At 70.2% G+C, this 25,999-nt stretch carries 23 protein-coding genes and 4 pseudogenes; 11 read left to right on the forward strand and 16 right to left on the reverse strand.

The annotated features are described in order from the left end of the window. Positions 1–10: 10 nt before the first annotated feature. A pseudogene (locus IEJ02_RS48565) lies at positions 11–1,002 on the reverse strand (transposase); the annotation flags it as partial. 194 nt (positions 1,003–1,196) lie between these two features. Here IEJ02_RS48565 and IEJ02_RS15480 point away from each other — a divergent pair. Next, a complete protein-coding gene (locus IEJ02_RS15480; protein ID WP_191065403.1) occupies positions 1,197–1,928 on the forward strand; it encodes a DJ-1/PfpI family protein in 732 nt (243 codons plus the stop codon). 231 nt (positions 1,929–2,159) lie between these two features. Here the strand turns inward: IEJ02_RS15480 and IEJ02_RS15485 are convergent. Next, positions 2,160–2,764, reverse strand: a pseudogene (locus tag IEJ02_RS15485) (transposase); the annotation flags it as partial. Between IEJ02_RS15485 and IEJ02_RS15490 the strand changes: the two are divergent. Next, positions 2,757–3,015, forward strand: a pseudogene (locus tag IEJ02_RS15490) (YbaK/EbsC family protein); the annotation flags it as partial. The pseudogenes IEJ02_RS15485 and IEJ02_RS15490 overlap by 8 nt on opposite strands. Before the next feature lie 442 nt (positions 3,016–3,457). On the opposite strand, the gene IEJ02_RS50775 reads toward IEJ02_RS15490, so the two are convergent. Next, on the reverse strand, positions 3,458–3,754 hold the full coding sequence (locus IEJ02_RS50775; RefSeq protein WP_369075648.1) for a DUF5980 family protein: 297 nt from the start codon (positions 3,752–3,754) through the stop codon (positions 3,458–3,460). Here IEJ02_RS50775 and IEJ02_RS15495 point away from each other — a divergent pair. Next, positions 3,681–3,899 carry a hypothetical protein gene (locus IEJ02_RS15495; RefSeq protein WP_191065404.1) on the forward strand — a complete coding sequence of 73 codons (219 nt, stop codon included), beginning with the start codon at positions 3,681–3,683 and terminating at the stop codon, positions 3,897–3,899. The genes IEJ02_RS50775 and IEJ02_RS15495 overlap by 74 nt on opposite strands. 179 nt (positions 3,900–4,078) lie before the next feature. Here the strand turns inward: IEJ02_RS15495 and IEJ02_RS15500 are convergent, their stop codons facing one another. Continuing rightward, positions 4,079–4,381, reverse strand: a complete 303-nt coding sequence (locus IEJ02_RS15500; protein ID WP_191065405.1) for an enoyl-CoA hydratase-related protein — start codon at positions 4,379–4,381, stop codon at positions 4,079–4,081. Continuing rightward, complete coding sequence (locus IEJ02_RS15505) at positions 4,374–5,873, reverse strand: AMP-binding protein (RefSeq protein ID WP_223863853.1); 1,500 nt, start codon at positions 5,871–5,873, stop codon at positions 4,374–4,376. The genes IEJ02_RS15500 and IEJ02_RS15505 overlap by 8 nt, the downstream gene beginning before the upstream one ends. Positions 5,874–5,985: 112 nt before the next feature. Here IEJ02_RS15505 and IEJ02_RS15510 point away from each other — a divergent pair, with 112 nt between their 5' ends. From IEJ02_RS15510 to IEJ02_RS15520, 3 genes are all read left to right on the forward strand, one after another. After that, positions 5,986–6,612 carry a TetR/AcrR family transcriptional regulator gene (locus IEJ02_RS15510; protein ID WP_191065406.1) on the forward strand — a complete coding sequence of 209 codons (627 nt, stop codon included), beginning with the start codon at positions 5,986–5,988 and terminating at the stop codon, positions 6,610–6,612. 444 nt (positions 6,613–7,056) lie between these two features. Then, positions 7,057–7,914, forward strand: coding sequence for a sugar phosphate isomerase/epimerase family protein (locus IEJ02_RS15515; protein ID WP_191065407.1), 858 nt, complete (start codon positions 7,057–7,059; stop codon positions 7,912–7,914). 17 nt (positions 7,915–7,931) lie between these two features. Beyond that, on the forward strand, positions 7,932–9,497 hold the full coding sequence (locus IEJ02_RS15520) for a GMC oxidoreductase (RefSeq protein ID WP_191065408.1): 1,566 nt from the start codon (positions 7,932–7,934) through the stop codon (positions 9,495–9,497). Here the strand turns inward: IEJ02_RS15520 and IEJ02_RS15525 are convergent. Further along, on the reverse strand, positions 9,488–9,691 hold the full coding sequence (locus IEJ02_RS15525; RefSeq protein WP_191065409.1) for a hypothetical protein: 204 nt from the start codon (positions 9,689–9,691) through the stop codon (positions 9,488–9,490). The genes IEJ02_RS15520 and IEJ02_RS15525 overlap by 10 nt on opposite strands. 95 nt (positions 9,692–9,786) lie before the next feature. Here IEJ02_RS15525 and IEJ02_RS15530 point away from each other — a divergent pair, with 95 nt between their 5' ends. Together IEJ02_RS15530 and IEJ02_RS15535 are read left to right on the forward strand one after the other, a co-directional pair. Next, on the forward strand, positions 9,787–10,368 hold the full coding sequence (locus tag IEJ02_RS15530; protein WP_191065410.1) for a TetR/AcrR family transcriptional regulator: 582 nt from the start codon (positions 9,787–9,789) through the stop codon (positions 10,366–10,368). A 220-nt stretch (positions 10,369–10,588) separates the two neighbouring features. Next, complete coding sequence (locus tag IEJ02_RS15535) at positions 10,589–11,896, forward strand: MFS transporter (RefSeq protein ID WP_191065411.1); 1,308 nt, start codon at positions 10,589–10,591, stop codon at positions 11,894–11,896. 208 nt (positions 11,897–12,104) lie between these two features. Here IEJ02_RS15535 and IEJ02_RS15540 read toward each other — a convergent pair whose 3' ends face one another. Both IEJ02_RS15540 and IEJ02_RS15545 read right to left on the reverse strand, forming a co-directional pair. Beyond that, entirely contained in the window at positions 12,105–14,936 is a 2,832-nt protein-coding gene (locus IEJ02_RS15540) for a SpoIIE family protein phosphatase (protein ID WP_223863854.1), read from the reverse strand. A gap of 98 nt (positions 14,937–15,034) precedes the next feature. Beyond that, positions 15,035–15,208 (reverse strand): hypothetical protein, encoded by a 174-nt coding sequence (locus IEJ02_RS15545; protein ID WP_191065412.1) that lies wholly within the window; start codon positions 15,206–15,208, stop codon positions 15,035–15,037. 18 nt (positions 15,209–15,226) lie between these two features. On the opposite strand from IEJ02_RS15545, the gene IEJ02_RS49890 reads away from it, so the two are divergent. After that, on the forward strand, positions 15,227–15,349 hold the full coding sequence (locus IEJ02_RS49890) for a hypothetical protein (RefSeq protein ID WP_263407946.1): 123 nt from the start codon (positions 15,227–15,229) through the stop codon (positions 15,347–15,349). 104 nt (positions 15,350–15,453) lie between these two features. On the opposite strand, the gene IEJ02_RS15550 is transcribed toward IEJ02_RS49890, so the two are convergent. The 7 genes from IEJ02_RS15550 to IEJ02_RS15580 form a co-directional block, all read right to left on the reverse strand. Then, positions 15,454–16,269, reverse strand: coding sequence for an SAM-dependent methyltransferase (locus tag IEJ02_RS15550; protein ID WP_370467047.1), 816 nt, complete (start codon positions 16,267–16,269; stop codon positions 15,454–15,456). Between the two features lie 596 nt (positions 16,270–16,865). Continuing rightward, positions 16,866–17,312 carry an aconitase X swivel domain-containing protein gene (locus tag IEJ02_RS15555; protein ID WP_137975838.1) on the reverse strand — a complete coding sequence of 149 codons (447 nt, stop codon included), beginning with the start codon at positions 17,310–17,312 and terminating at the stop codon, positions 16,866–16,868. After that, positions 17,309–18,610, reverse strand: a complete 1,302-nt coding sequence (locus IEJ02_RS15560; protein ID WP_191065414.1) for an aconitase X — start codon at positions 18,608–18,610, stop codon at positions 17,309–17,311. Before IEJ02_RS15560 ends, IEJ02_RS15555 begins: the two co-directional genes overlap by 4 nt. A gap of 10 nt (positions 18,611–18,620) precedes the next feature. Continuing rightward, on the reverse strand, positions 18,621–19,910 hold the full coding sequence (locus IEJ02_RS15565; RefSeq protein ID WP_191065415.1) for an FAD-dependent oxidoreductase: 1,290 nt from the start codon (positions 19,908–19,910) through the stop codon (positions 18,621–18,623). Between the two features lie 29 nt (positions 19,911–19,939). Beyond that, positions 19,940–21,634: a dihydroxy-acid dehydratase domain-containing protein gene (locus IEJ02_RS15570; RefSeq protein WP_191065416.1), complete on the reverse strand. Its 1,695-nt coding sequence runs from the start codon at positions 21,632–21,634 to the stop codon at positions 19,940–19,942. Between the two features lie 2 nt (positions 21,635–21,636). Beyond that, positions 21,637–23,106, reverse strand: a complete 1,470-nt coding sequence (locus tag IEJ02_RS15575; protein WP_191065417.1) for an MFS transporter — start codon at positions 23,104–23,106, stop codon at positions 21,637–21,639. A 207-nt stretch (positions 23,107–23,313) separates the two neighbouring features. Continuing rightward, entirely contained in the window at positions 23,314–24,270 is a 957-nt protein-coding gene (locus IEJ02_RS15580) for a LysR family transcriptional regulator (protein ID WP_191065418.1), read from the reverse strand. A gap of 131 nt (positions 24,271–24,401) precedes the next feature. Here IEJ02_RS15580 and IEJ02_RS48575 point away from each other — a divergent pair. Continuing rightward, a pseudogene (locus IEJ02_RS48575) lies at positions 24,402–24,722 on the forward strand (ISL3 family transposase); the annotation flags it as partial. Positions 24,723–24,906: 184 nt separating this feature from the next. Next, on the forward strand, positions 24,907–25,719 hold the full coding sequence (locus IEJ02_RS15585; RefSeq protein ID WP_191065419.1) for an SDR family NAD(P)-dependent oxidoreductase: 813 nt from the start codon (positions 24,907–24,909) through the stop codon (positions 25,717–25,719). A gap of 68 nt (positions 25,720–25,787) precedes the next feature. On the opposite strand, the gene IEJ02_RS15590 is transcribed toward IEJ02_RS15585, so the two are convergent. Beyond that, a partial coding sequence (locus IEJ02_RS15590; protein ID WP_191065420.1) for a hypothetical protein occupies positions 25,788–25,999 on the reverse strand: 212 nt, incomplete at its 5' end.

The following is a 25,999-nucleotide window of genomic DNA, read 5'->3' on the forward strand; positions in this document are numbered from 1 at the left end:
TCGGGGCCGTCTACTTCGTCCCGTCGATCGTGTGATCGGCGGGGTGAAGTGCTGCGAAGTGGCTGGTGCGGGTGCGGGCTCGTCGGGTGCCGGTGAGGTGGGCGTCGATGCGGGCGAGGTTGCTGGCAGCGCCGGTGAGCTGGTGCTGGAGGCTGGTCTTGGCGAGCCCGCGATAGCGGGATCTGCGCAGGTCGCAGCGGTTCACGGCCTGGGAGAGGGCGCCTTCGACGCCGGCGCGCATCGTGTAGCGCTCCTTCCACGCGTCGGTCTCCTGCTCGGCCCGGCGCTGGTGCGGGACCTCGTGGATGTCCCGGTCCTGGAGGGTCAGCTTGCGGCGTGGTCCGCGGGTGCAGGAGTCCTTGACCTGGCGGGAGCCACAGTCGGTCTTCGGGAACTGCACCCGGATCTCGACCTTGTCCCGGACGGGTTCCCTCGCCCAGCGGGTGCTGGTCTTCCCGCCGGGGCAGGCCACCGTCCGGCGGTCCCAGTCGATGCTGAACGCGCCGACGGTGAAGGTCTCTGAGGATCCGGCCCGGTTCTGCCAGCCGGTGCCGGGCATCATCGGCCCTGTCAGCTCCACGTTGTGATCGCGCCGGGCGGCGACGATGTGGCGGGCGGTGACGTAGCCGGTGTCGACTAGGTGCTCGTCGGGAAGCAGACGGCGCTCGGCGAGTGCGGCGTGGACGGTCGGGATCAGGTCGAAGTCGCTGACCGTGCATCGGTGGTGGCGGCGTGCGTGATCAGGTCCGGCGTGTCACCCGAGGTGATGGCCTGAAGCAGTCGCATCCCGTCGGTTCCGATCCGGCGGCCGACCTCGTCCCGCTTGGCCGGGGTCTTGGGAAACCGTGAGTCCTCCGCCCGGGTGGCGTAGTGCCGGAACCAGTCCGGCCCGGCCACCTCGGACAGCCAGTCGGGAGCGGCGGCGGCGAGCGCGTTCAGGGCCGCGCGCAGGGTTTCGGCGACCACCTCCAGCCATCCCAGTTCCCGCGCTGCCGACAGCACATGTGTGGAGTCGGTCCGGGCCATGCCTGCGCCGCCAACAGTCCGCGCGGATCTTGCCTGTCGGCCATGGTCCGCTGCCGCTGGTCATCGACATGCCGGTAGCCCGGACGACCGCACCCATCCAGCGCGGAACTCAACCATCGTCCGGCACGACTCCTCTTTCGTGGGCAGTTACCGACGTAGGAGGCACACCGATGGATCGTAGGCAGTTTCTTCACCGGACGGCAGTGGTGGGTGCGACGGCTATCGGGGCAGAGACACTCACGGCAACGGCTTCGGGCACCGAGTCAGCGGCTGCTGCGACAGGGCCGCTGCGTGTTGACATCGTGATGTTCGACGGAGTCGAGGAGCTGGACTGCATCGCTCCTTACGAGGTCTTCTCCATCGCTGCCGCGCACAGCCAGGGCGGGGTCAAGGTCCGGTACGTGACCACAGGGCGGCCCAGGTCCATACGAGCCTCTTTCGGCACCCGGATCGAGGTGAAACACCGCTGGGCTCCGGCGGAAGCGGATCTGATCGTGGTGCCCGGCGGCGGCGCGTACACCCTCGGTGAGGGCCCTGGTATCTGGGACGAAATCCACAGGGGCGTCCTCCCGCGAGCGCTCGCCGCTGCCCCACGTAAGGGGCTGACGATCAGCTCACTCTGCACCGGAACCATGCTGCTGTCCGCCGCCGGCCTGACCAAGGGGCGGCCTTGTACCACCCACCATGTCGCGAAGGCGGACCTCGAAGAGCAGGGCGGTGTCGTCAAGAACGCCCGCGTGGTTGACGACGGGGACCTCGTCACCGCCGGGGGCGTCACATCGGGGCTCGAGTTGAGCCTGTGGCTGGTCAAACGCGAACTCGGTGCGGAAGTCGCGACAGGCGTGGAAAGCATGCTGGAATACGAAGCGCGCGGAACCGTCTGGCAGGCGGGTCGGTGCTGAGCGGGTGTACGCCGCCCTCAAGGCGAAGTGGCAGATATCGGCGGCGAGGCCGGCAGCCGGGTCCGGCACGTCTCGCCGCCGCAGCGCGGCGGTCATGGCGCCGACCAGCGCTTCGCTTTTCAGCGGGTCAGGTTCACGAAGTTGCTCCTGAAAAAGGATTTGCCCTGGTGGCCGGGGTGTTGGTGGTGGGTGGTGCCGTGTCGAGGTCCGGGGCCGAGCTGCTGTCCTTGTTCACTGGGAGATGACGGTCATCCGGTGGAGGCTGTAAGCGAAGATCCCGAGTCCGGCCCAGGTCTGGGCGCCGGCCAGGTGGCGGAGGCGGGTGCGGCGGAAGCCGAAGCCGCGCTTGAGGTGGCTGATACGGGCCTCTGTCCCGACTCTCCCATTGCGCATCCGTCGGAACGGGCGACTGCGTTCGTACAGTTGTTCGGCGAGTGCCCGGTCGTTGGACGCGGTGCCGAAGCCCCGGTCGGCGACCACGGTCCCCGGGACCCGGCCGCCAGGCTGGTCACCCGCTCGACCGAGGGCACCAGCTGCGGGGCATCAGCGGGGTTCCCGCGGTGAACCTGGTGGTCGACGGCAAAGCCGCCTTCCTCCTCGGCCACCAATGCTGTGTGGCCGAACTGGGTGGGGTGCTGGGGCTTGCCCTTGCGGATCGGCCGGGCATCGGGGTCGGCTAACGACACCAGCCGGTCCGGGATCGTGCGGATTCCCGCCAGTGGCAATGCGGTCTGTTCCAGCAGACGCCGGGTGCCCGCCACCGTCTCGGCCGGCTCACCGGCCAGGTGAGCCTGCCGCCCCGAGGGCCGCGTGCGCAGTGCTCGCCGCGTGGTGCGCCGCCACCTCGGCGCCCGCAAGGCGTCGTTCGCCCCGATGGACACGGCGACGGGCGAGAGTGGGCATGGAATTCGGCGGCATGACCCCGATCGGGTTCTCCGGCGACCGGCCACTGCTGGTGGACGCCGCCGTGGTCGACATCCCGTACGCGCTCATCGGCAGCGGTAGCCACCGCGGCAAGCTCATCGTGCCCGGCAAGCTGATGGCCGGCCTCCCGGGCGCGGTGGTCCTGGAGGGCCTGGGCGCCTGACGGCCGCGGCGCCTGACGCCGCGTGGCCTCCGGCGGGGGTGTGGTCGACGTGGAGTGGGAGACGGTGGAAATCGCGTTGCGCCAAGGGGTAGCGCTGGGCGTTGGCCACGTGGCATCCCCCCCAGCGCAACCCGATTCCCACACGGTCGCGGGGCACGGAGCAACGGCCGGCCACGGCGATCGCGATGTGCTCCACGAGATGGACGCTTGCCCGGGGCACCTCCCGTCCGGCGAACGAATCGACGACCGCGGCCATGGTCGGCCGGCGGAAGGCTGTGCTGGTGTGCGCAGGCGTCCTGGCCGGCTGCTACACCCGGCACGCCTCTGCCCACTTCCGGCTCAACGCGGGAGACTCCGCGACGGAGTCAGGCCAGGAAGACGCGATCGACCAGAAGACCCCACACCCTGTACGCCGAGCCGGGCCGCGTTGCCCCCGACGGGCTCAGCACCCGTCTTGGAAGCCGATCCGCACTGGCATGGACTGGGTCTCCTCGCCATCGGTCGCCCAGAGTTCCGAGACGTACTCACCCTTCGGGGCAGGTCCGATCCGCACACCCGAGAAGACATTGATGACCTTGCTGCCCGGAGGGTTCTCGTGTGAGCCCGGAGGAAGGGTGGTCGATCCCAGGGCGACCGAGCCTGGGGGCAGGCCCCGCAAACCAGTCGTGATCGTCCTGGACCAATGGCCGGAGATCGACCCGATGAAGTATGCGCCTGGATTGCCGTGGTCGGGATCCACACAGATCCGCTGCTCGATCGGTTCCAGTTTCCACGTGGCGGCGCTGGCCGGAGGAGCACCCGCCACGGCCAATGCCAGACCAACTGCGGCTGTCGCTAAGTACCTGAACGCTCGCATGGGATTCCTTTCCTGCACGATCGAGTGATGAACTCGCTTACAGAAAGCACTTCAGTGTGAGAACGACGGGCGCGCGTACGTTGACGGCGCCACGCTTCTTCGTGCGCCTCGAGTTCCTGGTCGGCGGTCGCGCCCACTTCGCCACCGAGATCGACGTGTACTTGGATGACGAGCGGCGATCTACGACGCCAGCCCGAGGGGAACTCCTCATCGGTCATCGGCCCGGCCTGGCCAGGCCGGCGGTAGCCACCGGTCATGCCCCTGGGGTTCGAAGTCGGCTCCGCTCGCGGAACTCGTCAGGTCGTGCCCGGAGGAGACGCGCAGGCCGTCGGCCACCAGGACGGTCACGCGGATGTCGTCGTCCGGCGTCGCCTGCTGGAAGGCGTGGTCGATCTCGTGGAGTATCCGGTAGTCCTGCTCGTTGCGCTTCTCCGGACGCGTCAGCGTGATGCGGGCGACCCGCTCGGCGGGGGCGCCGTAGCGAGTGCGCTCGAAGGTGGTCTCAGGCACGGGTTTTCACCCTTTCGATCGCGGCGTCGCGCAGCCGGCTGCGGCGCACCTTGCCGGAGTCGTCGCGCAGTGGCTGGTCGGTGAACTCGACCGACCGGGGGACCTTGTGGCGGACCAGCCGGTCGGCGAGGAAGCCGAGGAGTTCCCGGGCGGTGGTGCCGGGCTCGGCCTGCACGATGGCATGGGCCCGCTGCCCCAGGTCGTCGTCGGGCAGGCCGACCACGACGGAGGAGAGCACCTTGGGGTACTGGTCGAGCGCGTTCTCGACCTCGGCGGGGTAGATGTTGGCGCCGCCGCTGACGATCATGTCGACGCGGCGGTCGCTGATGTAGAGGTAGCCGTCCTCGTCCTTCCAGCCCAGGTCACCGAGCGTCTCCCAACCGTTGATCGACCGCGCCTGCGCGCCGACGTACTCGTAGGTGGACCCGAGGCCCCCGGCGCCCTTCATGTAGATCTCACCGATCTCGCCGGACGGCAGCTCGTTGCCCTCCACGTCGAGGACCTTCATGTCGCCGTACCAGGGCCGGCCCACCGATTCCCGGTGCTCGAGCCACTCCTCGCCGGTGATCAGAGTGATCGCGACGGACTCGGTTCCGCCGTAGATCTCCAGCACCTTCTCCGGGCCCAGCAGCTCGATCCACTTCTCCTTGAGCCACTCGGGGCATTTGGCCCCCAGGTGCAGCATGATCCGGATCGACGACAGGTCGTACCGGCCGCCGGCCTCGATGAGCCGGTACATGCGGTGCATCATCGTCGGCACGAGCATCAGCCAGGTGATCCCGTGGTCGCCGATGAGCCGCAAGACCTCCTCGGCGTCGAACTTCTTCGCGACCGCGAGGCGCTGTCCCAGCAGCAGGCCGCCAATGGACATCCCCAGCGCCGAATTGTGGTACAGCGGCGCCACCACTGCCTGCACGTCATCGGGCGTGTAGCGGTAGAGGAGCCGGTTGAGGGCGGACGAGCCCACCGCCCCCGACCCGGCCCTGATGATCTTGGGCCGTCCGGTGCTGCCGCCGGACGTGGGCGCCTTCCACGCCGGGGAGACCACCTCGGGCAGGGGCTCGTCACTCACCTGGGCGCCGGGCTCGAACCCGGCGGGCAGCGAGGGGTGACCGGGGTGCTCGTCCTCGCGCACGCCGACGAGGAGTGCCGCCTTGGCCAGGTCGAGAATGCCCTGGCGCTCCACGACCGGCAGGCGGTACGACAGCGGAAGCGGCACCGCGCCCACCTTCAGCGCGGCGAAGAAGGCGACGTAGAACTCGATGCCGTTCGGCAGCGCGATGGCGACATAGTCGCCAAACTCGACGCCCCGCTCGGCGTAGACCCGGGCGAGCCGGTTCGACCGCCGCTCGAGCTCGCGCCGCGTGATGGAGTCGTCCTCGCAGCTGATCGCCACGAACCCGGGGTCCTCCTCCGCGAGCCGCGCCATCGTCCGCACGAACGGTTCCGGCGGGCTCGCGGCCAGCAGCCGCTCCAGTTCCGAATCGTCCATGTCACACCTACTTCCGGTCGTCGACGATAGGTGGACCAACTCTATGTCAGCTAACATAGAAGGAACAGAACACCGGGCGGTTGGAGTGAATCGACACCTTTAAGATGGGGTCATGGGTTCTGTGGGGCGGCGTCGGATCGATGAGATCGGTGAGGAGAGTCGTCGTCGTATCCTGGACGCGGCGGAGGAGTTGTTCGCCGAACAGGGGTTTGGGCGGACGTCGTTCGTGGATGTCGCGGAACGGTCGGGGATCAGCCGGGGCAGTATCCCGTGGCACTTCAAGAACAAGGACGGTCTGCTGATGGCCGTGCTGGGCCGGGCGGTGGACCGGTATATGCGCCCGGAGCAGTACGACAAGTCCCTGCCCACACTGGTCACCCTCCTCCTGGATTACGCTCGCTGGGTCCGCAGCGGCAACTCCGCGCTGATGTTCATGGTCCTCACCGAAGCCATGAGCAGCACCGGCGCCGTCCACGGCCAGTACCGGGAATTCCTCGACCAGCGCCGCCATGGCGTCGAACTGTGGCTGCGTGCCCAACGCCCCGACGGGGTCGACCCCACGGTCGCGGCCGAACGCGAACGCGCCGTCGCCGTCGCCCTCACCGGCGCCCTCATCGGCATCCACCTCCAATGCCTGGTGGACCCCGACCGGGTCCACCTCGAAGCCGCCCTCCAATCCCTGGCCACCCTCGTCGACACCAATCTCACCGATCTCTGGGGAGAGTCCGCAGGTAGCTGAGCCTTCCAGTCGTGGCGAGGGCAGGGCGTACGGGAAACCCGCGCCGGTTGCGAAGGAACTGGCAGCGGATCGACGCTATTGCATCTCATAGCCTATGTCAATTGACATAGGCTTGAGTGGTCCGCACCGCTGACACGGGAGCGAATACTCTATGCCAATTGACATAGAGCTGTCCCGCCGCATGTACTGGGCTCACGGTCGGCAGTCGAATCTTCGACGAGGCAGTCCAGCCGCTGCGCGATGCCTCGCTCCAGGTCGCGAGTCGCATGGTCGACGATCTCCCACAAGCGTGCCCGCGGACCAGGCTCCCGATCGTTGCTACCACTTCTGACAGGAGGCCCACGATGCTGGTTGTCCCGCGTACGGCAGTGACCTCGTTCAGCCTCCGCGAGCAGCTGGGCCCCGATCCGGTTCCAGTTCCGGGACGGGTCAGGCGGGGGCCGGGTGCTCACACTCGACAACCCGCGGCTGCTCCCCATCAGCGACTTCCCGCGACGCGCGCGCGACGAGTTCGGCGTGGACCTGGTCGAGACCGTGGGCTTTCACTTCACCGGCCTTGACGACCCCGAGATCCCGCGGTTCGAGAAGGCGCTGGCCGACGCGGACGTCGGCCTGGTCGACATGGCGCTCGACATGGGCGATCTCCTCGACCCGGACGAGGAGCGCCGCGCGGGCGACATCGCGGTGCTCAAGGAGTGGATCGCGCGCTTCGCGGCCATGGGGTCGAGCTTCGTCCGCGTCAACCCAGGTTCCCCTCTCAGTCCGTGGGAGGCCGGGGAACCGCCTGCGCACCTGGCTGCGGCGCTGGTCGAGCTCGGTGAGTTCGCACGTGCCGAGGGCACGCGTCTGCTCGTGGAGAACCACGGCGGTCCCAGCGGCAATCCCGGGTGGCTCCACGCGCTGCTCGACGAGGTCGGCAGCGAGCACTGCGGGCTTCTGCTGGACCTCGGCAACCTCGAGCCGCTCCTGTCGGCGCTCATGAAGGTGGCGAGCGACCCTCCCGAGTCGGGCACGCTCGATCTCGCCGCGTCGTTGTCGGCGCTGGATCTGTCACCGCTCTACGCGGGGCTCGAGTCGCTCGCGCCCCGCGCCGAGCTGGTCAGCGTGAAGACGAACTGGGTCGCGGCCGATGGGACCGTCGGGGCCGTCGACCTCGATCGGGCGATGGCCATCCTTGTCAGCCACGGCTACGACGGTGTCCTGTCGATCGAGTACGAGGGCTTCGGGGGAGACCCCTGGGCCAAGACCCGCCGGGTCGTGGACGTCGCGCGCGAGGCGTACATCGCGGCGCAGGCGCAGTGAGGGGAAGGCTTCCTGAGATGAAGGCGTCCCCCGACGTCGACGTACTCATCGTCGGCAGTGGCCCGGCCGGCGCGACCTACGCACGGACGATCGGCGACGCAGTGTCCGCCGCTCGCATCCTCATGGTCGAGGTCGGACCGCACCTGCCGGGACCGCGCGGCGAGCACACGCACAACCTGTCGCCTGCCGATCGGCACGCGGCGCAATTGCTCACCCAGGGGCCGGACACCGGGATCGAGCGGGCGAAGGCGATGGCCGACCTCGCCGAGGGGGCCGATCCCTCGATGGAGTTCCGGCAGATCGTGCTGCCCGGCCTGTTCTTCGTCGACCCCCGGCCCGCGCTCGCGGACGGCGAGGTGGGGCTGCCGGCCGCCAGCATGGCGAGCGGTGTCGGAGGGATGGGCGTGCACTGGGCGGCGTCGTGCCCGCGGCCTCAGCAATCCGAGCGCATCCCGTTCATCGCGGCGGACGAGCTCGACGCCGCACTCGGCCATGCGGAGGCCCTGCTCGGGGTGACGGTCCTCGGCAGCGACCAGGGCGTCGCGGGTGCCCTGCGGTCGACGATGGCCGAGGCGTTCGACGGGCCGGGCTTGTCACCCGTGGGCTTCATGCCGATCGCCGCCAAATGGGACGGCTCGAAGCTCCATTTCTCGGGCACCGCCGCGATCCTCGGCGACATCGAGGCGACAGCGCCCGGCTTCGAGCTGCGTGCCGAGACCCTGGCGCGCCGGATCCTCGTCGAGGACGGCGTTGCCGCGGGGGCCGAGCTGGAGGACCGGCGTACGGGCGAGGTGTCCGTCGTGCGGGCGCGGCACGTGGTGGTCTGCGCCGATGGTCTGCGCACGGCGCAGGTCCTCTTCGCCTCGGGCGTGCGCCCGCCCGAGCTGGGCCGCTACCTCAACGACCACCTCCAGATGGTGTCCCTCGTCCGCCTGGACGACGCCTTCGTAGACGACGCCTTCGTAGCGAGCCCCGGCACCGCGGATGACGCGAGCGGCATGGAAGGCATCGGCTACGTCCTCGTCCCGTTCTCCGACGCCCGTCCCATCCAGGGCGGTGTGATGTCGCTGGCCAACTCGCCGTACAAGTTCGTCGCCGGCGCGCGCGTCGACGAGCGCCTCGGCCTCGTGGGCTGGTACGGCGCCAAGGATCTGCAGTCCGCCGACGCGGTCGAGTTCGCCGAGACCGAGACCGACCACTACGGCATGCCGCGCATGTCGATCCGCTATTCGTACACCACCCGCGACCTCGAGACGATCGAGAACATGCGTCGCCTCTCCCGCCAGAGCGCGAGGCTGATCGGCACCCTCGTCGAGCAGCCCGCTTTGGCCGCCGGCGGGGCGTCACTGCACTACCAGGGCACCGTGCGCATGGGGGCGACCGACGACGGGCGCTCGGTCTGCGACCCCGATCTCCGAGTCTGGGGGGTGCGGAACCTGTACGTCGGCGGCAACGGCGTCATCCCGACCTCGACGGCGTCGAACCCCACGCTCACCACGGTCGCGCTGGCCTGGCGTGCCGCGACGCGGATCGCGGCCGAGCTCGGAGCAATCGACAGCGATGTGGGCGCTCTTCATCGCTGACAACGGGGTGATCGCAGCTCGCCATCTGCAAGGCGTCCCATAGCTCCGGGAGGACTCCTTCGACGGAGCGCCTGCTCGATCACCCCAAGCAGCGCGTCGGCGGTCTCGTGCGTCAGGGTCCGCCGGGCACCGCCCGCGCAGACCTCCGCCCACATGATGCCGTCGTCGGCCGCCTGGGACTCGTCGATGGTCACACGTCTCCTCGGGTGTCAAAAAGCTACTATGCTAAACGTCATAGACTTGACCCTAGAGCCTACAGGGTCAGTTGTTCACGTTGAGAGGGATGCGCATGAACTCCACGTCTGTTCGCAGGATCGAGGAGATCGGCGAGGAATCGCGGCGGCGCATCCTCGACGCCGCCGAAGAGTTGTTCGCCGAGAAGGGCTTCGACAAGACGTCGTTCGTCGACATCGCCGCCCGTTCCGGGATCAGTCGTGGCTCGATCCCGTGGCACTTCAAGAACAAGGACGGACTGCTGCTGGCGGTCGTCGACCGGGCGAACCAGCGCTACCTGTCGCTGGACCACTTCAGCGACCGACCGGCGTTGGACGAGGTCCTGGAGCAGTACGTCCTGCTGGCTCGTGAGGCGGCAGGACGCCTCATGTTCTCCGTCCTGACCGAAGCGCTGTCGAGCGAGGGGGCGGTCCGCGAGGAGTACCAGGCACACAACGCCGAGCAGCGCCGTCGCGTCGCGCACTGGCTCAAGGTCATGGGTGTCCGGTCGGCATCGACGCGCGAGTCGCTGGCCACCGCGATCACCGGCTCTGTCATGGGTGTGTCGCTCATGTGGCAGATCGACCCTGACAACGTCGACATCGAAGCGGCGTGCAAGGCGCTGGCGGCCATGGTGCACCGCCATATCGGAGCGTGAGGCGAATCTCGACGCTCCTGACGTCGCCGAGCCGACCCGCCCCGTGTCAGCGTGCCGTCGTGCCTGCCGCGCCTCGTCACCCGACGAGGCGTACTCGACGTCCGGCACGTGCTACCAGTCGGTCGGCGGAGCCCAGAAGGGCCGCTACTGGCACAGTTCAGGACACCGCAGACGTCGCTCCGAAGGAAGCCACTGACCGTACGGCCGGCGAAGGAATCCGATGACAGACGTAGTCACACTTCGAGAGTCCTTCCAGATTGGCGGACGCAGGACGATATTCGTCCTGAGCGGGCTCGCGGTGCTCGATGCGGCGGACAACGCCGGCTTCGGCGTGCTCGCTCCGGACATCCGGGAAAGCCTGCGGCTGAGCACCACGACGATCACCGTCATCGGCGCGCTTGCGGGCTTCACCGTCTCGATCGCTGCCCTTCCGCTCGGCGTTCTGGGCGACCGGATGCGCCGCACCGCGATCGCCGGGGTCAGCACGCTGCTCTGGGCTGTCGCTTCCCTGCTCTGTTCGGTCGCGCAGGTCGCCTGGCAGCTCGTCCTGATCCGCACGCTCTCGGGCATCGGCAAGGCGAACGAAGGACCCGTCCAGAGCGCACTGCTGACGGACGCCTACCCGCCGCGGGGCCGAGGGAAGATCTTCGCCATTCACCGTGCCGGTCTCCCCGTCGGCATCCTGCTCGGCCCCGCCCTGCTCGGTGGCGTCGCCTCGTTGGCCGGAGGCGACGACGGATGGCGGTGGGCGTTCGCCTTCATGGCGGTACCCGCCGTGATTCTCGGCGTCACGACGCTGTTTCTGCCGGAGCCCGAGCGCGGCCAGTTCGAACAGCTTGAGATGCCCGGCCACTCGGTCGCGACCACCCCGGACGACCCGGAAGTGACCCTCAGCGCCGCCTTCGCCAGGCTCAAGAAGGTCCGGACCTTCAACCTGATCATGGTCAGCCTGGGGGCGTTCGGATTCGCGGTCACCACGGTGCCGATCTACCTGAGCATCGTCATGGACCACCACTTCCATCTGGGAGTCGGTGAGCGCGGCGCCGTCGTCAGTGTCACCTCTGTCGGCGCGCTCCTCGGAGCCGTTGTCGGCGGCAAGTACGCCGACCAGCTCTTCGCCCGCAGCCCGGAGCGCTGCATGTACGCCGTCGGTGCAGCGATCGCCGCACTCGGCTGCGGCCTGGGCCTGCAGGCGTACGCCCCGAACGTCACGGCGTTCATCGTCATCGGCTTCATCACGCAGGGCCTGCTCTTCGCAGGGCTCGTGCCCGTCATCCTCGTCGTCGCGGCCATCACGCCGTTCCAGTTCCGCGCCGTCGGCTTCGCCATCGTCGGGCTGTACCTGTCGCTCGTCGGAGGCCTCGGGGGTGCTTTCCTCGGCGCTGCCTTCGAGGGCTGGTTGGGCCCGCGGGTTGCCGTCGCGATCCTCGCGCCGATCGCTTCCGTGGTCGCCGCCGCCTTCCTGGTGCGTGGCGCGCGTACCGTTCGCGCTGACGTCGCGCAGGCCGCGGCCAAACTCGCCTCATGATTGGTGTGTTGAGGTCCGGTCGGGAACGCGGTGGAAGGATGCGTAGGGGTGTGTGATGACCGCTCGTCGTCCGTGTCCGCCGGTTCCGGGACCGCTGAAATCAACGCCCGTCGAGTGGACGAGCATCGGTGCCATCGTCGCGGCCGGCGCGCTGAGCCTCCTCGCGCGGCGCGCCTGAGCTGCCGCGCCCCAGCCGCCGTGCCCGCCGTCACGGCAGGAGCTGCTCCGTCCAGATGCACTTGCCCTCGGGGGTGTAGCGCGCGCCCCACCGATGGGCGAGGGCCGCGACCAGCTGGAGACCGCGACCTCCCTCGTCGGTGTCGGCCGCACGCCGGATCCTGGGGGTGGCGGGGCTGCCGTCGGACACCTCGCAGATCAGGGTGCGGCTGTGGAGCAGCCGCAGTCCGACGGGGCCCTTGGCATGCCGGACCACATTGCCCACGAGCTCGCTCACCAGGAGTTCGGTGGTCGTGGTGAGCGAGCCGATGCCCCATACGCCGAGCTGGCCGTGCACCAGGTCCCGGGCCTGGCCCGCCGCCCGGGGGTCGTCGGGCAGCGCCCAGGAGGCGATGTCATCCCCGGACATGGGGCGCAGCCGGGCGATGAGCAGGGCCGCGTCGTCGTTGGTCCGCTGCCCCGCGGGCAGCAGGGCGGCGAGCAGGGTGTCGCACAACCGCTCCAGTGCGACGCCGCCGGGCGGGGTGTGGCCGAGCGCGGCAGTGATGTTGCGGGCGAGATCGCCCATGCCGTGTTCGATGTCGCGGCCGGGTGCCTCCACGAGACCGTCGGTGTAGAGCACGAGCAAGGAGTCTCCGGCCAGGGTGAGTTCGCACGTGTCGAACGGGGGAGTGGCGGCTCCCAGGGGCGGGGCGATGGGGAGTTCGGGGAAGGCCACGGTGCCGTCGGCGCGGACCACAGCGGGCGACGGGTGTCCGGCGCGGGCGAGGGAACAGATCTGGCTGGTGGGGTCGTACTCGGCATACAGGCAGGTGGCGTAGAAGTCGTCGCCGAGCCCGCTGACGAGGTCGTTGAGGTGGGACAGCAGCTCATCCGGGGACATCTCGAGGTCGGCCAGGGTACGGACGGCGGTGCGCAGCCGCCCCATGGTGGCGGCCTCGGACAGGCCGTGCCCCATGACGTCCCCGATGACGAGGGCGACCCGGCCACCCGAGAGCGGGATGAGGTCGTACCAGTCGCCGCCGACCTCCGCGCTCTCGCTGACCGGCAGATAGCGTGCCGAGGCGGTGACGGTGGGCAGGGCGGGCAGGCTGCGGGGGAGCAGCTCGCGCTGGAGTTCCTGGGCGTGGCGGTGCTCGGCGTCGTAGAGGCGGGCCCGCGCCAGAGCCTGGGCGAGGAGCCCGCTGAGGGCGGTGAGCAGCGTGCGCTCCTCGCCGGTGAGGACGCGGGGATGGCCGAAGGAAACCGAGCAGTAGCCGATCGGCTCACCCGAGACGATCAGCGGGAGGAACGCCCAGGCGTTCTTCCCGGAGGCCGCGGGCAGATGACCGAGTTCGGGAAAGCGCTCGACGAACTCCTCCGGTGAGGCGATGAAGAGGGGAACGGCCGAGCGGAGCGCCTCGGTCAGTGGGTTGGTGCGCGGATGCCCGGGCGCCTCCAGCAGCTTGACGAAGTCGTGGGTGTACCCCCGGGAGCCCACCGTCTCGAAGTACGCCCCTTCGACGCGCTGGACCAGCAACCCGGTGGCCCCGAACAGCGGCAGCGCACGGTCGGCGAACGCGTCGACGACGGCCTGCACGGTGGCCGCCGCGGCAAGGGCGCCGGCCAGCTCCTCCAGCCGGTTGGCCCGCTGGCCGAGAGCCCGCTCGGCGTCGCGTTCGCGGGTGGCGTCGCTGATGTGGACGCTCAGGCCATCGGGGACCGGGTCCAGCCGGATGTGGTGGGAGTCCGCGGCGGTGGGCCACTGTGTGTCGAACCCCAGGGGCAGGCCGTCGGCGACGGCCTGCCGGCACGCCGCCTCCAGCCCCAGCGCGCGCAGCTCGGGCACCGCCTCCCACAGCACCGCGCCGAGCGGCGGGGGCGAGGGGGCGAGCAGATGCTCGGCCTCCTGGCTGAGATAGCTGACGCACCCGGCGCGGTCGAGGGTGAGGACGCCTTCCGCCGCGGGAGCCGGTACGGGTTCGGAGGGCGAGGCGGCATGGCGACCCGTGATGTCCTGAAGGGTGCCGACCATGCGGTACGGGGCGCCGTCCTCCCCGAGGAGCGGACGGCCACGGGCCTCGACCCACCGGTAGCGTCCGTCCGGCCGGCGCACCCGGTACTCGACGCCGAAGGGGCTCCCCGCACGGATCGCCCGTTCGCCGGCGGCGAGTACGCCCGGCAGATCCTCCGGGTGTACGCGGCTCATCCATGCCTCGAAGCGGCCGTCGTACGGGCCCGGGGCGGCGCTGAGGATCGCCAGCGCGGTGTCGTCCCAGGTCATGGCGCCGGTGGCGAAATCCCAGGTCCAGGCGCCGATGCCGGTCCCGGTCCGGCTCCGCTGGAGGCGGGAGTGCGAGGGCGGGACCCATGGGGCGGCCACGCCGCCCGGAACGGCCGGTCTGCTCAGCCGGTCCGAGGCCCATCGGGCCACGGCGCGCAACAGGGACCGCTCCCGCGTCCCCGGGCCGTCCGGGGTGGTGACGAGGACGGACAGCGCCCCCTGCGGCCCTCCCGGTGTGGTGATGGGGGCGGCGGTGAGCCCGGTGCCGACGGAGAAGGTCCGGGGCCGTTCCCCGCTTCCGGCGTCGGCGGGCAGCGGGCTCCAGGCGGCCGTGTCGCCGCGCAGCGCGAGGGCGGGGGCGACCCGCTCCTCGCAGCGGATGCTCTGCCACGCCTCGGCCTGCGCTTCGGAGAGCCCGCTGTGGGCCGCGAGGTAGAGGTGTCCGCTTCCGGGACCGCCCAGGTGGACCATGCCGCCCAGCCCTGCGAGTCCCGCCACCGCCTGGTCGAGGGCGATGTGGAGCGCCTCGCGGCCACCGGTCTCGTCGCCCACGGCCCTGAGCAGGTCGAGCCGACCCCCGTAAGGGCGCTCGCCTCTCATCGCTCACCTGCCACCTGCGCGATCTCCCAGTGCCCGGGAAATGGCTGCACACTGTAGAGCGGCATATGGTACAAACACCACAATATTGCTGATAGGCACTACTGTGCCACCGAGCGGAGGGCGGTGCGCAGTGTGGCTGTGGCGAGGGTGATGGGGCCCGCCGCCTGGGTTCCGCGCCCGGGCGTTGAGCAGGAGTCGATGCGCAGGCAGCAGGCGTAGAGCACCCAGGTCGGGGTCTGCTCCAGGCAGAGCCGGAAGGTGTCGGCCAGCATGAACTTCACCTGGAGCGGGTGGGAGCCGTGGTCCCGGGCGAACTCCTCGACGATGCGGAAGCCGCGGGCGTCGCGGCCGGCCTCCGCGAGATGTTCTGCGACTGCTTCCGCCAGCCGCTCGACGTCCTCGTCCTCGCCTGAACCGAGCCCTGGTCAAAGGACTTTGCGACTGCGGTGCGGCGGGAGGGGGCTGGGCGCCGCAATTGTGCGGCAGCCCCCAAGGCATGCTCCGCCGACGCGCGGGCCTACGCCTTGCGCCCGATGCCTCCGATGGCGACGACCTCTCCGGGGTCGGCGCCCGCGCCTGGCTCGGGCCGCCACTCGGCCAGTGGTACGACACCGGGCTTCAGCAGTTCCAGACCCTCGAAGAAGCCGGCCAGCCGCTCCGGACTGCGCAAGTGGTAGGGGACCGCACCGCTGTCGTTGTACCGGCGAGTGGCCTCGGCGTTGGCTTTATTGGTGTCCACACTGTCGTTGAACGCCAGATAGCTGCCGGGCGGCAGCGCCCGCAGTATCGTGCTCACGATCGTACGGGCCTCGTCGTAGTCGGATATGTGCCCGGAGACCTGCATCAGGGTCAGGGCGACCGGCTGACTGAGGTCCAGGGTCTTGGCTGCTTCACGCAGGATGGTGTCGGGGTCGTGCAGATCGGCGTCGATGTAGTCGGTGGCGCCCTGCGGGGTGCTGGTGAGCAGGGCGCGGGCGTGGGCCAGCACCAGGGGGTCGTTGTCGACGTAGACGATGCGTGCCTCGGGGGCCACCCGCTGGGCGATCTGGTGGGTGTTGTCGGCCGTCGGCAGGCCGGTGCCGATGTCGAGGAACTGCCGGATCCCTTCCTCGCCCGCCAGATACCGGACGGCCCGGCCGAGGAAGGCGCGCGAGTCGCGGGCGAGATCGGTGATGCCGGGGAAGACCTCGCGGAAGGCGTCGCCTGCCACGTGGTCGATGGGGTAATTGTCCTTCCCGCCCAGCCAGTAGTTCCAGATCCGGGCGGAATGCGGCACCGTCGTGTCGATCATCGCTAACGGGTCCGTGGCGGGGGCGGACGAGTGCTCGGTCACTGGGCAACCTCCTGAGTGCGTACACATTGTTGGCCTTGGGACACAACGTAGAGTCACCGGCCCTCCGCGGGGTGGCAATTGACCAAGGCAATGGCCTCAGTTCGTCTCTGAGTTCGGTGTACTCGGGGCTGGAGATGTGGCCAGGCGCGGTTTCCGCCGGGTTCGGCGTCTTGGCCGCAGGGAGTGGATCGGCGCCGAAGGAGCCGGGCCCCTGCATGGTGTGGACCAGGCCCTCGTCGCGCGGGAGCCGCACGGTGGAGCTGGCGATCGGCGAAGCGCCGCCTGGATCGACGATGAGATCACCGACACGGCGAAACTTCCACACGCTCGTCGGCACCGAGCCTGCATGACCCCTCGTTCAAAGCCCGCGCGTCGGCCCACATCGGCGATGCGGACCCCATCGCCGCGGGCCGGCGCGCAGAGGACGACCTGGGGCGGCGGTCCGGCTGCGCATGGTCATCCGGCAACCACCTATCGTATCCTCCGCGAGAACTCCGCGACCTGCACATCCGCGTCTGCATCGAGCAGCAGACACCTGACTGGGCTGTACTGGCCGGAGCGGGCCGCTTCGATGACGGCCGTGGAGCGCGGGCTCGTCATCGCGGATGACCTGGCCGCGGTCCGTACACGACCACCAGTCCGTTGTCGGCGTCGACCTCGACCCGGTCGCCGGTCGTGATCTTGGCGACCGGGTCGTCGTCGAACTCGGTCACCGTGGGGACGCGGGTCACGATCGCGCCGAGGGCGGCCTTCGTGGTCAGGTTGGTGAAGACCATCGCCAGCGGAGCGGTGCCCATCAGACGGGTCGACTGGAAGAAGCCCGACCAGCCCGAGGAACCCTTCGCTCCGGGGAAGACCAGCACCTTGCCGGTGAAGCAGACCCCGTAGAGCTCGTGTCTGCGCTCGATGATGGTGCCGGTGGCCGGCTCGATCCCGCCCCAGCCGGAGATGGTCTCGTGGGAGACCAGGGCCCGGCCCGCCACGCGCCCCGGGACGATGCCGCGGCCGCGGAGCACGAGCCGGGTCCCCGCGACGCTGGTCATCGGACCACCGCCGCGGGGGTCAGTGAGCCACGCCAGCGACCGGTCACGGCGGCATCGACGCACTCCTCGGTGGTGCCGAACCAGGCTTCGATGCCGAGGATCGCCGGAAGGTAGTGCGCCTGCTTGGCCGAGTCCGTGGCGAACACCTTGGTGCCCGTTGGCGCGACCCGCGACATGGCCGGGCAGGAGTCGGTCAGGACCCGGCCCCCGGCGCGCTCGATGGTGGCCGTCCACCCGTTGCGGTCCGAGACGGCACGCAGCGCGCGCGGCGTCATGACCCACAGTTCGGTCCCGGCCGACAGAGTGCGGCCTTCGAGCGCCCGCGCGACCCGGCCGATCTGCTCGAGCGAGGCGTGCGGGCAGCCGATCAGCACGAAGTCGATATCCTCGCTGTTCCCGATGGAGTTGAGCGAGTCGTAGATCGCGCGGCGCTCCGCCTCGCCGTAGCGCAGCGGCTCGGGCGGGGCGGCGCCGCCGAAGGCCGCCTCCAGCGTCGGCGCATCGGGGGTGCGTCCCGGGATGTGGTACATCTCGACGCCGCCCGAGGAGGCGGCGGCCGCTCCGAAGTGCTTCAGGTCCGCCAGGTCGGGCTGGCCGAGGTCGCCGACCATGACCGGACGCGCTTCCTGAACCACGTCGCCGACGAAGTAGCCGAACATGCCCCAGTCCTGAAATCCGGTCATCCGCAACCCGGACTCGATCAGATGGGTTCCGTAGCGGTTTTCCACCAGGTGGTTGCCCCAGCAGGGGATCCGGCCCGTGATGCTCGCCGACCCGGTCGAGGCGCCCCCTTCGCAGTTGGTGCGCGCGCCGAGGATCGAGTTGGCGTAGACCACCGCCGAGGACTCCATCCAGGCGATGTGCTCGCCGTAGGTCGGCAGATTGCCCACCTGGTACGGGGTGCATGTGGCCAGGACGTTGACGCCCTTGGAACTGTAGAACGACTCGGCGTCGGCCTGGAGCTCGATGTTGCGCTCGGAGTACGGCATGATCCCCAGCGCGTCGTCGCCGAAGCCGTGCTGGAGCTGGCAGGTCGGCACCTTCATCGGCGGCACCTCGATGTCGTCGTCGCAGTCGAGGCTGATCACCGCGAACGCCTTCGACCAGCCGCCCTCCTCGAACAGCTTCGTCTTGGCCGGTGAGGGCTGGGTGTTGGTCCCCGCCACGTTGCGGGTCTCGCACAGGTGCGCGGCACCGAGCGCGTCGGCGTATCTGATGAGCAGGTCCATCGCCGCCGCGACGGCATCGCCGTCACGACCGTCGCGCATGGCCTTCTCCTCGTCCGTCAGCGTGACCATCGACTCCTCCTCAGCCCTCGACGTTCTCGCGGACGCGGTCGCGCAGCGCGGTCAGATCGACCCGGTGGACGTCCTCGCCCAGGGTCAGATCGAGGGCGTGCGCGGCGGCGAGGCCCATCGCCGAGCAGGGACCCATCACCCGGACACTCGAGAGCGCGGCGGCGTCCCCGTCGACACAGCGGCCCGCGGCCACGAGGTTGCGCGCCCGCGGCGAGAGCATGCTGCGCAGCGGGACGTAGTGGACGTGATCGGGGCCGAAGGTCTCCCAGACGTAGCCCTCGACCCGGTCGTGCAGCTCGACCGGCCAGGCCGTCCGGGCGACGGCGTCCTCGAACCTCGTCTCTCCCCGCACCTCGTCGAGGGTCAGCCGGTGGGCGGCGGCGAGCCAGCGGGTCTGCCGGCGCCCCGGGAACCCATAGGCGCGGACCCGGGCGTTCCGGAACGCCGCCGGGAACTCCCGCCGGAGGAACTCCACGACCCGGTCCGCCTGGGCGCGGCCCCGCAGTTGCGCGTCGGCGGCCTCGACCGCGCCCAAGGGGGCCTCGACGTGGGTCATGTTCATCACCGCCGTGTCGCGGCCCGGGAAGAAGAACGCCAGCCCGTCACGGCGGACCAGGCCGTACTGGGCGGCCTTCTCATCGACCCGGGCCACCAGCTCGGCGGGCTCCGGCTTGCCGGACTCGGCCAGTCCCTCCAGCCGGATCTGCTGGGAACCCCAGACGGTACGGTCCGGGACCTGGCAGGGCAGCCCCGCCTCCCAGGCGAGCGCCGCGTCGCCGGTCCCGTCGACGACACCGCGGGCGGTGACGCTCACCGGGCCGAAGCGCGTGGCGAAGTCGACCCGCTCGATGACGCCGCCCTCGATCCCGACGCCGCTGACGGAGGCGCCGAGGACCACTCGGATGCCGAGCTCGTCCACGATGTTCTCGAACCAGCGGCCGAGGGCGACCTCGTCGTAGGTCACCGTCTGGGTGTGGGTGCGGTTGTAGTGGAGGTCGTCGGTCTTCTCCAGCGCCTCGAAGAGCTCGCCGAAGATCCCGTGGGTGAGCTGGCGGTAGTCGGGGGCGTTGCCGTAGATCCCGCAGAAGAGTCCGATCATCGAATTGACGCACTGGCCGCCGAGGACCGGGAGCGCGTCGACGAGGACGACATCGCGGCCGAGGCGGCGCGCCTGAATGGCCGCCGAGAGCCCGGCGATGCCGGCGCCGACGACGAGGATGTCGGCGTCGAGCCGTTCGGCTGGAGCGTCGGCCGGCTTGGTGACCGTGTGGACGACGAGATCGGACAAGGGATGGGGCATGGTGTGGTCTTCTCCCGGAAGGTGGTTGGTCAGTTGGCGGCGGCCCGGCGCAGTGTGGCGCCCCGGTCGAGCGGCTCCACGGCCCCGGCGTACACACCGAGCCAGGAGCCGGGCCGCGCCGACCAGGTCCGCGGCGCGCGTGTTTCGGCGTACGCCTCGATCCGGCGGGTCAGCTCCTCGGCGTCGATCAGGAGGTCGACGGTCCGGTTCGGAACGTCGATCGCGATCTCGTCACCGGTGCGGACGGCCCCCAGCGGGCCCGGCACGCCTCCCTCCGGCGAGATCTCGCCGACGACGATGCCCTTGTTGACGAGGCCCGAGAGCTGCCCGTCGGTCACGAACGCCACCCGCTCGCTCAGGCCCGCGCCGCCCAGCGCGAAGACCACGTTGGAGGCCATGCCCATCCCCGGTGTGCCGGTGACGCCAAGACCCCGCAGCACAAGGACCTCGCCCGGCAGCACCTCGCCGCGCTCGATCGCCTCGGTGGCCTTGGGCGCGGACTCGAAGACGCGCGCCGTACCGCGGAAGGTGCGGGCCCGGTTCTCGGTGACCGACAGCTTCACGATTCCGGTGTCGGGGCACAGGTTGCCGCGCATCACGACGATGGTGGACTCGGGGCGCATCGGCTCGGCGCGGATCACCTCCGCGTCGACGGGGGCACCGGCGACGACCTCGGCCATCGACGCGCCCGAGACCGTCATGGCCGAGCCGTCGATCCTGTCGCCGAGCTGCCGGAGCACACCGCGGGCGCCGCCCGCGGCGTCGAACTCGTCGATCGTCGTGGGCCCGTTGGGCTGGACCGCCGCTATCGGCCCGACGTCCCGCCCGATCTCCTCGAAGAGCCGGTGAACATCGATGTCGTACGGCGACTCCGCGGCGATCGCCTCCAGATGCTTGACCGCGTTGATCGAGCCGCTGACCGCGATGACCGCCGTCACCGCGTTGCGGAACGCGGTGGGCGTCATCACCGTGCTGGGGCGCCGGTCTGCCTCGACTGCCGCCATGACGGCCGGGCCCGCGGCCCGCGCGGCCGCCCACATCGTCTCGCTGTTGGCCTGGGTGGGGGCCGAGCCGGGCAGCGCCATGCCGAGCGCCTCGGCGACGATGTGCATGGTGTTGGCGGTGCCCATCCCCTGGCAGACACCGGGGCCGGTGACGGCGCGGTCGGACATCCGGCACAGGTCGTCGAAGCTGATGGCGCCCGCGGCGAGCTTGCCGGCATCGGCGAAGACCTCCTCGATGTCGACGCGGCGGCCGTTGTCGAGGACACCGCAGCTCTGGTAGCCGCAGGCGACGATCACGGTGGGGACGTCGGTCCGAGCGGCCGCCATCAGCTGGCCGGGCGTCGTCTTGTCGCACGACGCGAGGCAGATCATCCCGTCGAGCTTCGCGCCCTCGACAACCGCCTCGATGTCGTAGGACACCAGGTCGCGGCCCGAGAGCACATAGCCGCCACCCCGGCCGGCGGCCATGATGAAGTCGGTCGGCGCGACGGTGCGGATCTCGAAGCCCAGCCCGCCGGCGTCGTACACCGACCGGCGGACGGCCTCCGCGACCTTGTCGAGATGGGCGAAGCACGGCGCGAGTCCGGAAGAGGAGTTGACAATGGCGATCTTGGGCCGACGGATCTCCTCGTCGTCGTAACCCAGCGCCTTCCACTGTGTACGCGTCGTCGCCCAGCGAGACGACCCGACCGGATGGTTGCTGCGCGGTTCGGTGGACACCTCTACACTCCTTCCTCGTTCTTCGTGGTTGCTTCCGGGGCGGAGGCGTTTGTCAGGAGGAGGGCCGCCGTCTTCACCGGCGCCACGCCGGTCGTGGGCGCTTCCACGGACAGCGCCCCCTCCGCCCCGGCCGGCAGCCGGCGCTGGACCCGGCCGAGCACGAAGAGCACCAGCACCATCACGGCTGGGCAGGCCGCGAACATGGTGAACGCGCCGTGTGCCCCGAGACCGGCGTCGAGGATGACGCCGCCGAGCCAGGGGCCGACCATGGCGCCGACCTTGGCGACCGAGGAGGCCCAGGCGGCGCCGTTGGCGCGGATGCCCGTCGGGTAGAAGGTGCCGGCGATGCTGGTGATACCGCCATGACCTCCGTTGACGAACATCTTGGTGCCGATGACGAAGGCGACGTAGACGGCCGGGCCGAGAACTCCCGTTCCCAGTGTCAGCATGCAGACGACGGCCGCGAGCGGCATCCACAGGATGATGCCCGCCCCCTTGCGGTCCACGAACCGGCTGATGAACAGCTGCGCCACGGCGCCCGCGACGCTCGCCAGGGCGGCGATGGTGGCGGCCGCGCTCACGCTGAAGCCCATCTGCTCGTTGATCATCGGGGTCCAGAAGACCAGGAAGTAGATCAGTGCCGAGGAGAGGAGGTAGACCAGCCACAGCAGGGGTGTGATGGCGGCGAGGTGGCCGCGGAAGAGCTGGGTGGGGGTGAACCGCTTCCCCGAGTGCGCCTGCTCCTGGGCCTCGGTGGTGAAGCGGGTCCCGGGCTCGATGGACAGGTCCGGCTGGAGGCGGCGCAGGATGCGGGAAACGCGCTCATCGCTGCCGGGGCGGGCCTTCAGGACCAGGAACTTCACCGACTCGGGCACCAGCGGCAGCACCGCGAGGACGGTGAGCAGGGAGCAGACGCCGCCGACGACGAACACCGATCGCCAGCCGTACTCGGGGATCAGCCAGTTGGAGACGGGACCACCGGCGGCGCCGCCGAGCGTGTAGCCGACCATGATGATGGACACGGCGGTCACCCGGAACCGCTTCGGCGCGTACTCGGCCGCCAGGGCCCAGGTCAGCGGGAGCACCCCGCCGAGGAAGAGCCCGGACACGAACCGCAGGACGAACAGGTGGGCGTAGGTGTCCGCATAGGCGAAACCGAGCATGAAGAGGCCGAAACCGGCGACGGACGCGACGATGGTGGGACGGCGCCCGATTCGGTCCGCCAGATAACCCATGATCAGTGCGCCGATCATGGTGCCGAAGAGACCGACCGTGGCCAGGGTGCCGAGCTGGGTCCCGGTGAACCCGAAGTCCTTGCGGATGTAGGTGGCGGCGAACGACAGGATCTGGAAGTCGAAGCCGTCGAGGAAGGTGATCAGACAGCAGACGGCGTACATCAGCAGCCAGTAGCGGCTCGCACGCTGGCGCTCGACGATCGGGGCCACTTCCACGACGGGTCGGGTGGCGCTCATGGCCGCCTCCTCGCCGGTGAAGTCGGCCACCATGGGGACGCCGGTGACGACCGCAGCTCTGTCAGGGCATGGGGCATGAGGGCTCCTGGGGAAGGGGGCTGTGCCGCGACGCGGCTCTCATCGCGTGCCCCGCACCGTAGGCAGCCCGCTTCACCGGAGGGAATGGCCGGGTCAATAGAGCGTTCGACTGGGTGGCATCAACGATGTTTATGCTCCGAGGCAGGCGGCGGCCCGGACCATCAGGTCGCGCAGCCAGCTGTGTGCCGGGTCCTCGTCGTGGCTCGCGTCCCACCAGAGATGCTCTTCCAACGGATCGAGCGGTACCGGGCAGGTGAGCGTGCGCAGCCCGCGCGCGGACGCGACGGGTGCGGCGAGCCGCTCAGGAACGAGCGCCACCCGCCGCGTTCCGGTGATGAAGTCGGGTACGGCCCGGTAGCTCTCCACGCGTACGGCGATGCGTGGCCGGATACCCAGGGCGGTCAGCTGCCGGGTCGCCGGAGCGGCCGACGGGTAGCCCTCGTCCCGGTGGTAGGGCACCACCCACGGCAGCCGTGCCAGGTCCTCGATGCCGAACGACTCGGCCTCGCACAGCGGATTGCCGGCGGATGCGACGCAGACCCACCGGTCGTGGAAGAGCGGAGCTGACTTGACCCCCGGGGTGCGGAAGTGGCCGAGCGGCGGGGAGACCATGGCGTCGACGAGCCGGATCGCGTCGCCCGCGCCACTGCCCAGGGTCTCCCTGATGAGCTGGAGGTGGAGCGCCGCATGCGGCGCCCCGTGGTCGAACAGCCGGGACAGCGGGGGGCCCAGGACCGTCGCCGGGTAGTCGGCCATCAGCAGGGTGAACTCCCGCTCGGTGGTCGCGGGGTCGAACGCCCTGCCGGTCGCGAAGAGCCTTTCGGCGGCCGCGCACACCGTCTCGACCTGCCCGGCCAGCTGCGCGGCGAGCGGCGTCAGGACGTAGGCACCGTGTACCCGGGCGAGCAGCTCGTCCCCGAAGTGCCGGCGCAGCCGGGACAGCGCCGCGCTGACGGCGGGCTGGGTGACGCCGAGGTTCCGGGCGGCCCGGGTGACGTTCCGCTCGCGCAGCAGCGCTCGGAGCGTCACCAGGAGGTTGAGGTCGAGGTTCGCGAGGTGCGTGGGGCGGGGCTGCCGTGGGCTCATGGGCTCGGGATTCTGCCGCAGGCTCGCGGGCTCTTTCCATCCTCCATTCCGGGCCGGCCGACTGGCCGGGGCCGTTCCGGCGGCCGCCGGCCTTCGGTCCGCCGCCGCGGTGCCGGGCCGACGGCGGGCCCCGCCCGGTCGTCGTTCTCCTGCGTGTACGAAGGCTGGTCTGTCCGGTTCTGGGCTGCTCCCGGCAGACCTTCCGTGAGCAGATTCCCGGACTGCTGAAGCCTCATCAGCGCCGCACTGTGCGTCTCGCCGGGCAGATAGCGCAGGTGGCGCGGGAGTTATGTGGCCGGGCGGCCGCACGCCTGGCCGCTCTGCTGGCCGTGCCCGTCTCCCGCAGCACCGCATTGCGCCATCTGCGGCGCCTGCCGCTGCCCACGCAGGCCATCCCTCGGGTGATCGGCGTGGACGATTTCGCCCTGCGCCGCCGCCACCGCTACGCCACGAGTCCGCGCGCAGGACGCGCGGACCGGTGCAGCCGGCCTCGACGGCGGTGGCCAGGGCCTCGGCGGCGCGTTCCGCGCGATGCTCGCCGCCCTCCGCTCCCCGAGGACACGCACCGAGCCTGCCCAGATCCTCGCCGCGCTCCGGGAGACGGTCCGCTGACGGCTGCGCCGGCTCGCCGGCGACGTGTTCGTAGGCATATCTTCGTCGACCGGAGCGGATCGTGTCCTTGAACGGCAGTGTGGCTCTGGTGACGGGCGCGGAAGAGGAATCGGACGGGCCGTCGCCCTCGCGCTCGCGGACCTGGGCGCGAAGGTGGCCGTGGCGGCCCGTGGGCGGGAAGAGCCGGCCCACACCGTCGAACTGGTGCGGGCCGGGGGCGGCACGGCGGTCGCCGTCGTGGCAGACCTCGGCGATCCGTCGGCGGCGGCCGATGTCGACGAACGAGCGGCAGGCGAGTTGGGCCCGGTGGACGTGCTCGTTGACAACGCCGCCACCGTCGAACCCCTCGGCCCCAGTGGCGGCCTGGGACCGGACGCCTGGGACGCCTCTTTCCGGCTGAACGTGATCACGTCCGTCGCTCTGTGCAACGCCGTACTGCCGCGGATGACCGCGGCCGGACAGGGCCGGATCGTCAACGTCTCCAGTGGCGTCGTGGCCCGTCCGGCCTGGATGATCGGCGGTAACGTCTACGTCGCCACGAAGCCGCGTTGGAGGACCACAGCCTCAACATCGCCGCCGAATGCGACGGATAGGGGAGTCACGGTGAACGTCTTCCGTCCGGGAACCGTCGACACGGCGATGCAGGCCACGATCCGCCAGAAGGGCGAGGGCCAGCCGGACGAACCCACGTACACAGGCTTCGTACGCCATCACGAGGAAGGCAGACTGATCCCCCCCCCGGAGCGATCCGCACGCTCGCTGGTCGACCGACTGGGCGGCGGCGCATCCGGACAGATCTGGGACGCCTCTGACGCACTCCGAACGGAACCCTGCTGAACCTCGATGCGCTCGACGGCCTGTCCGGGTCGGCCGGTGACGCACCGGCCGACCCGGACGGCGTCCGGTCAGGCCAGGTCGAACCGGTCGAGGTTCATGACCTTGACCCAGGCGGCCGCGAAGTCATGGACGAACTTCTCCTTGGCGTCGTCGCTCGCGTAGACCTCGGCGAGGGCGCGCAGCTCGGAGTTGGAGCCGAAGACGAGGTCGGCGCGGGTGCCGGTCCACTTGACCGCGCCCGTGGCGTCGCGGCCCTCGAACGTGGTCTGGTCCTCGGAGG

The sequence above is a fragment of the Streptomyces sp. 5-10 genome, from assembly GCF_014712245.1.
GTDB classification, from domain to species: domain Bacteria; phylum Actinomycetota; class Actinomycetes; order Streptomycetales; family Streptomycetaceae; genus Streptomyces; species Streptomyces violaceusniger.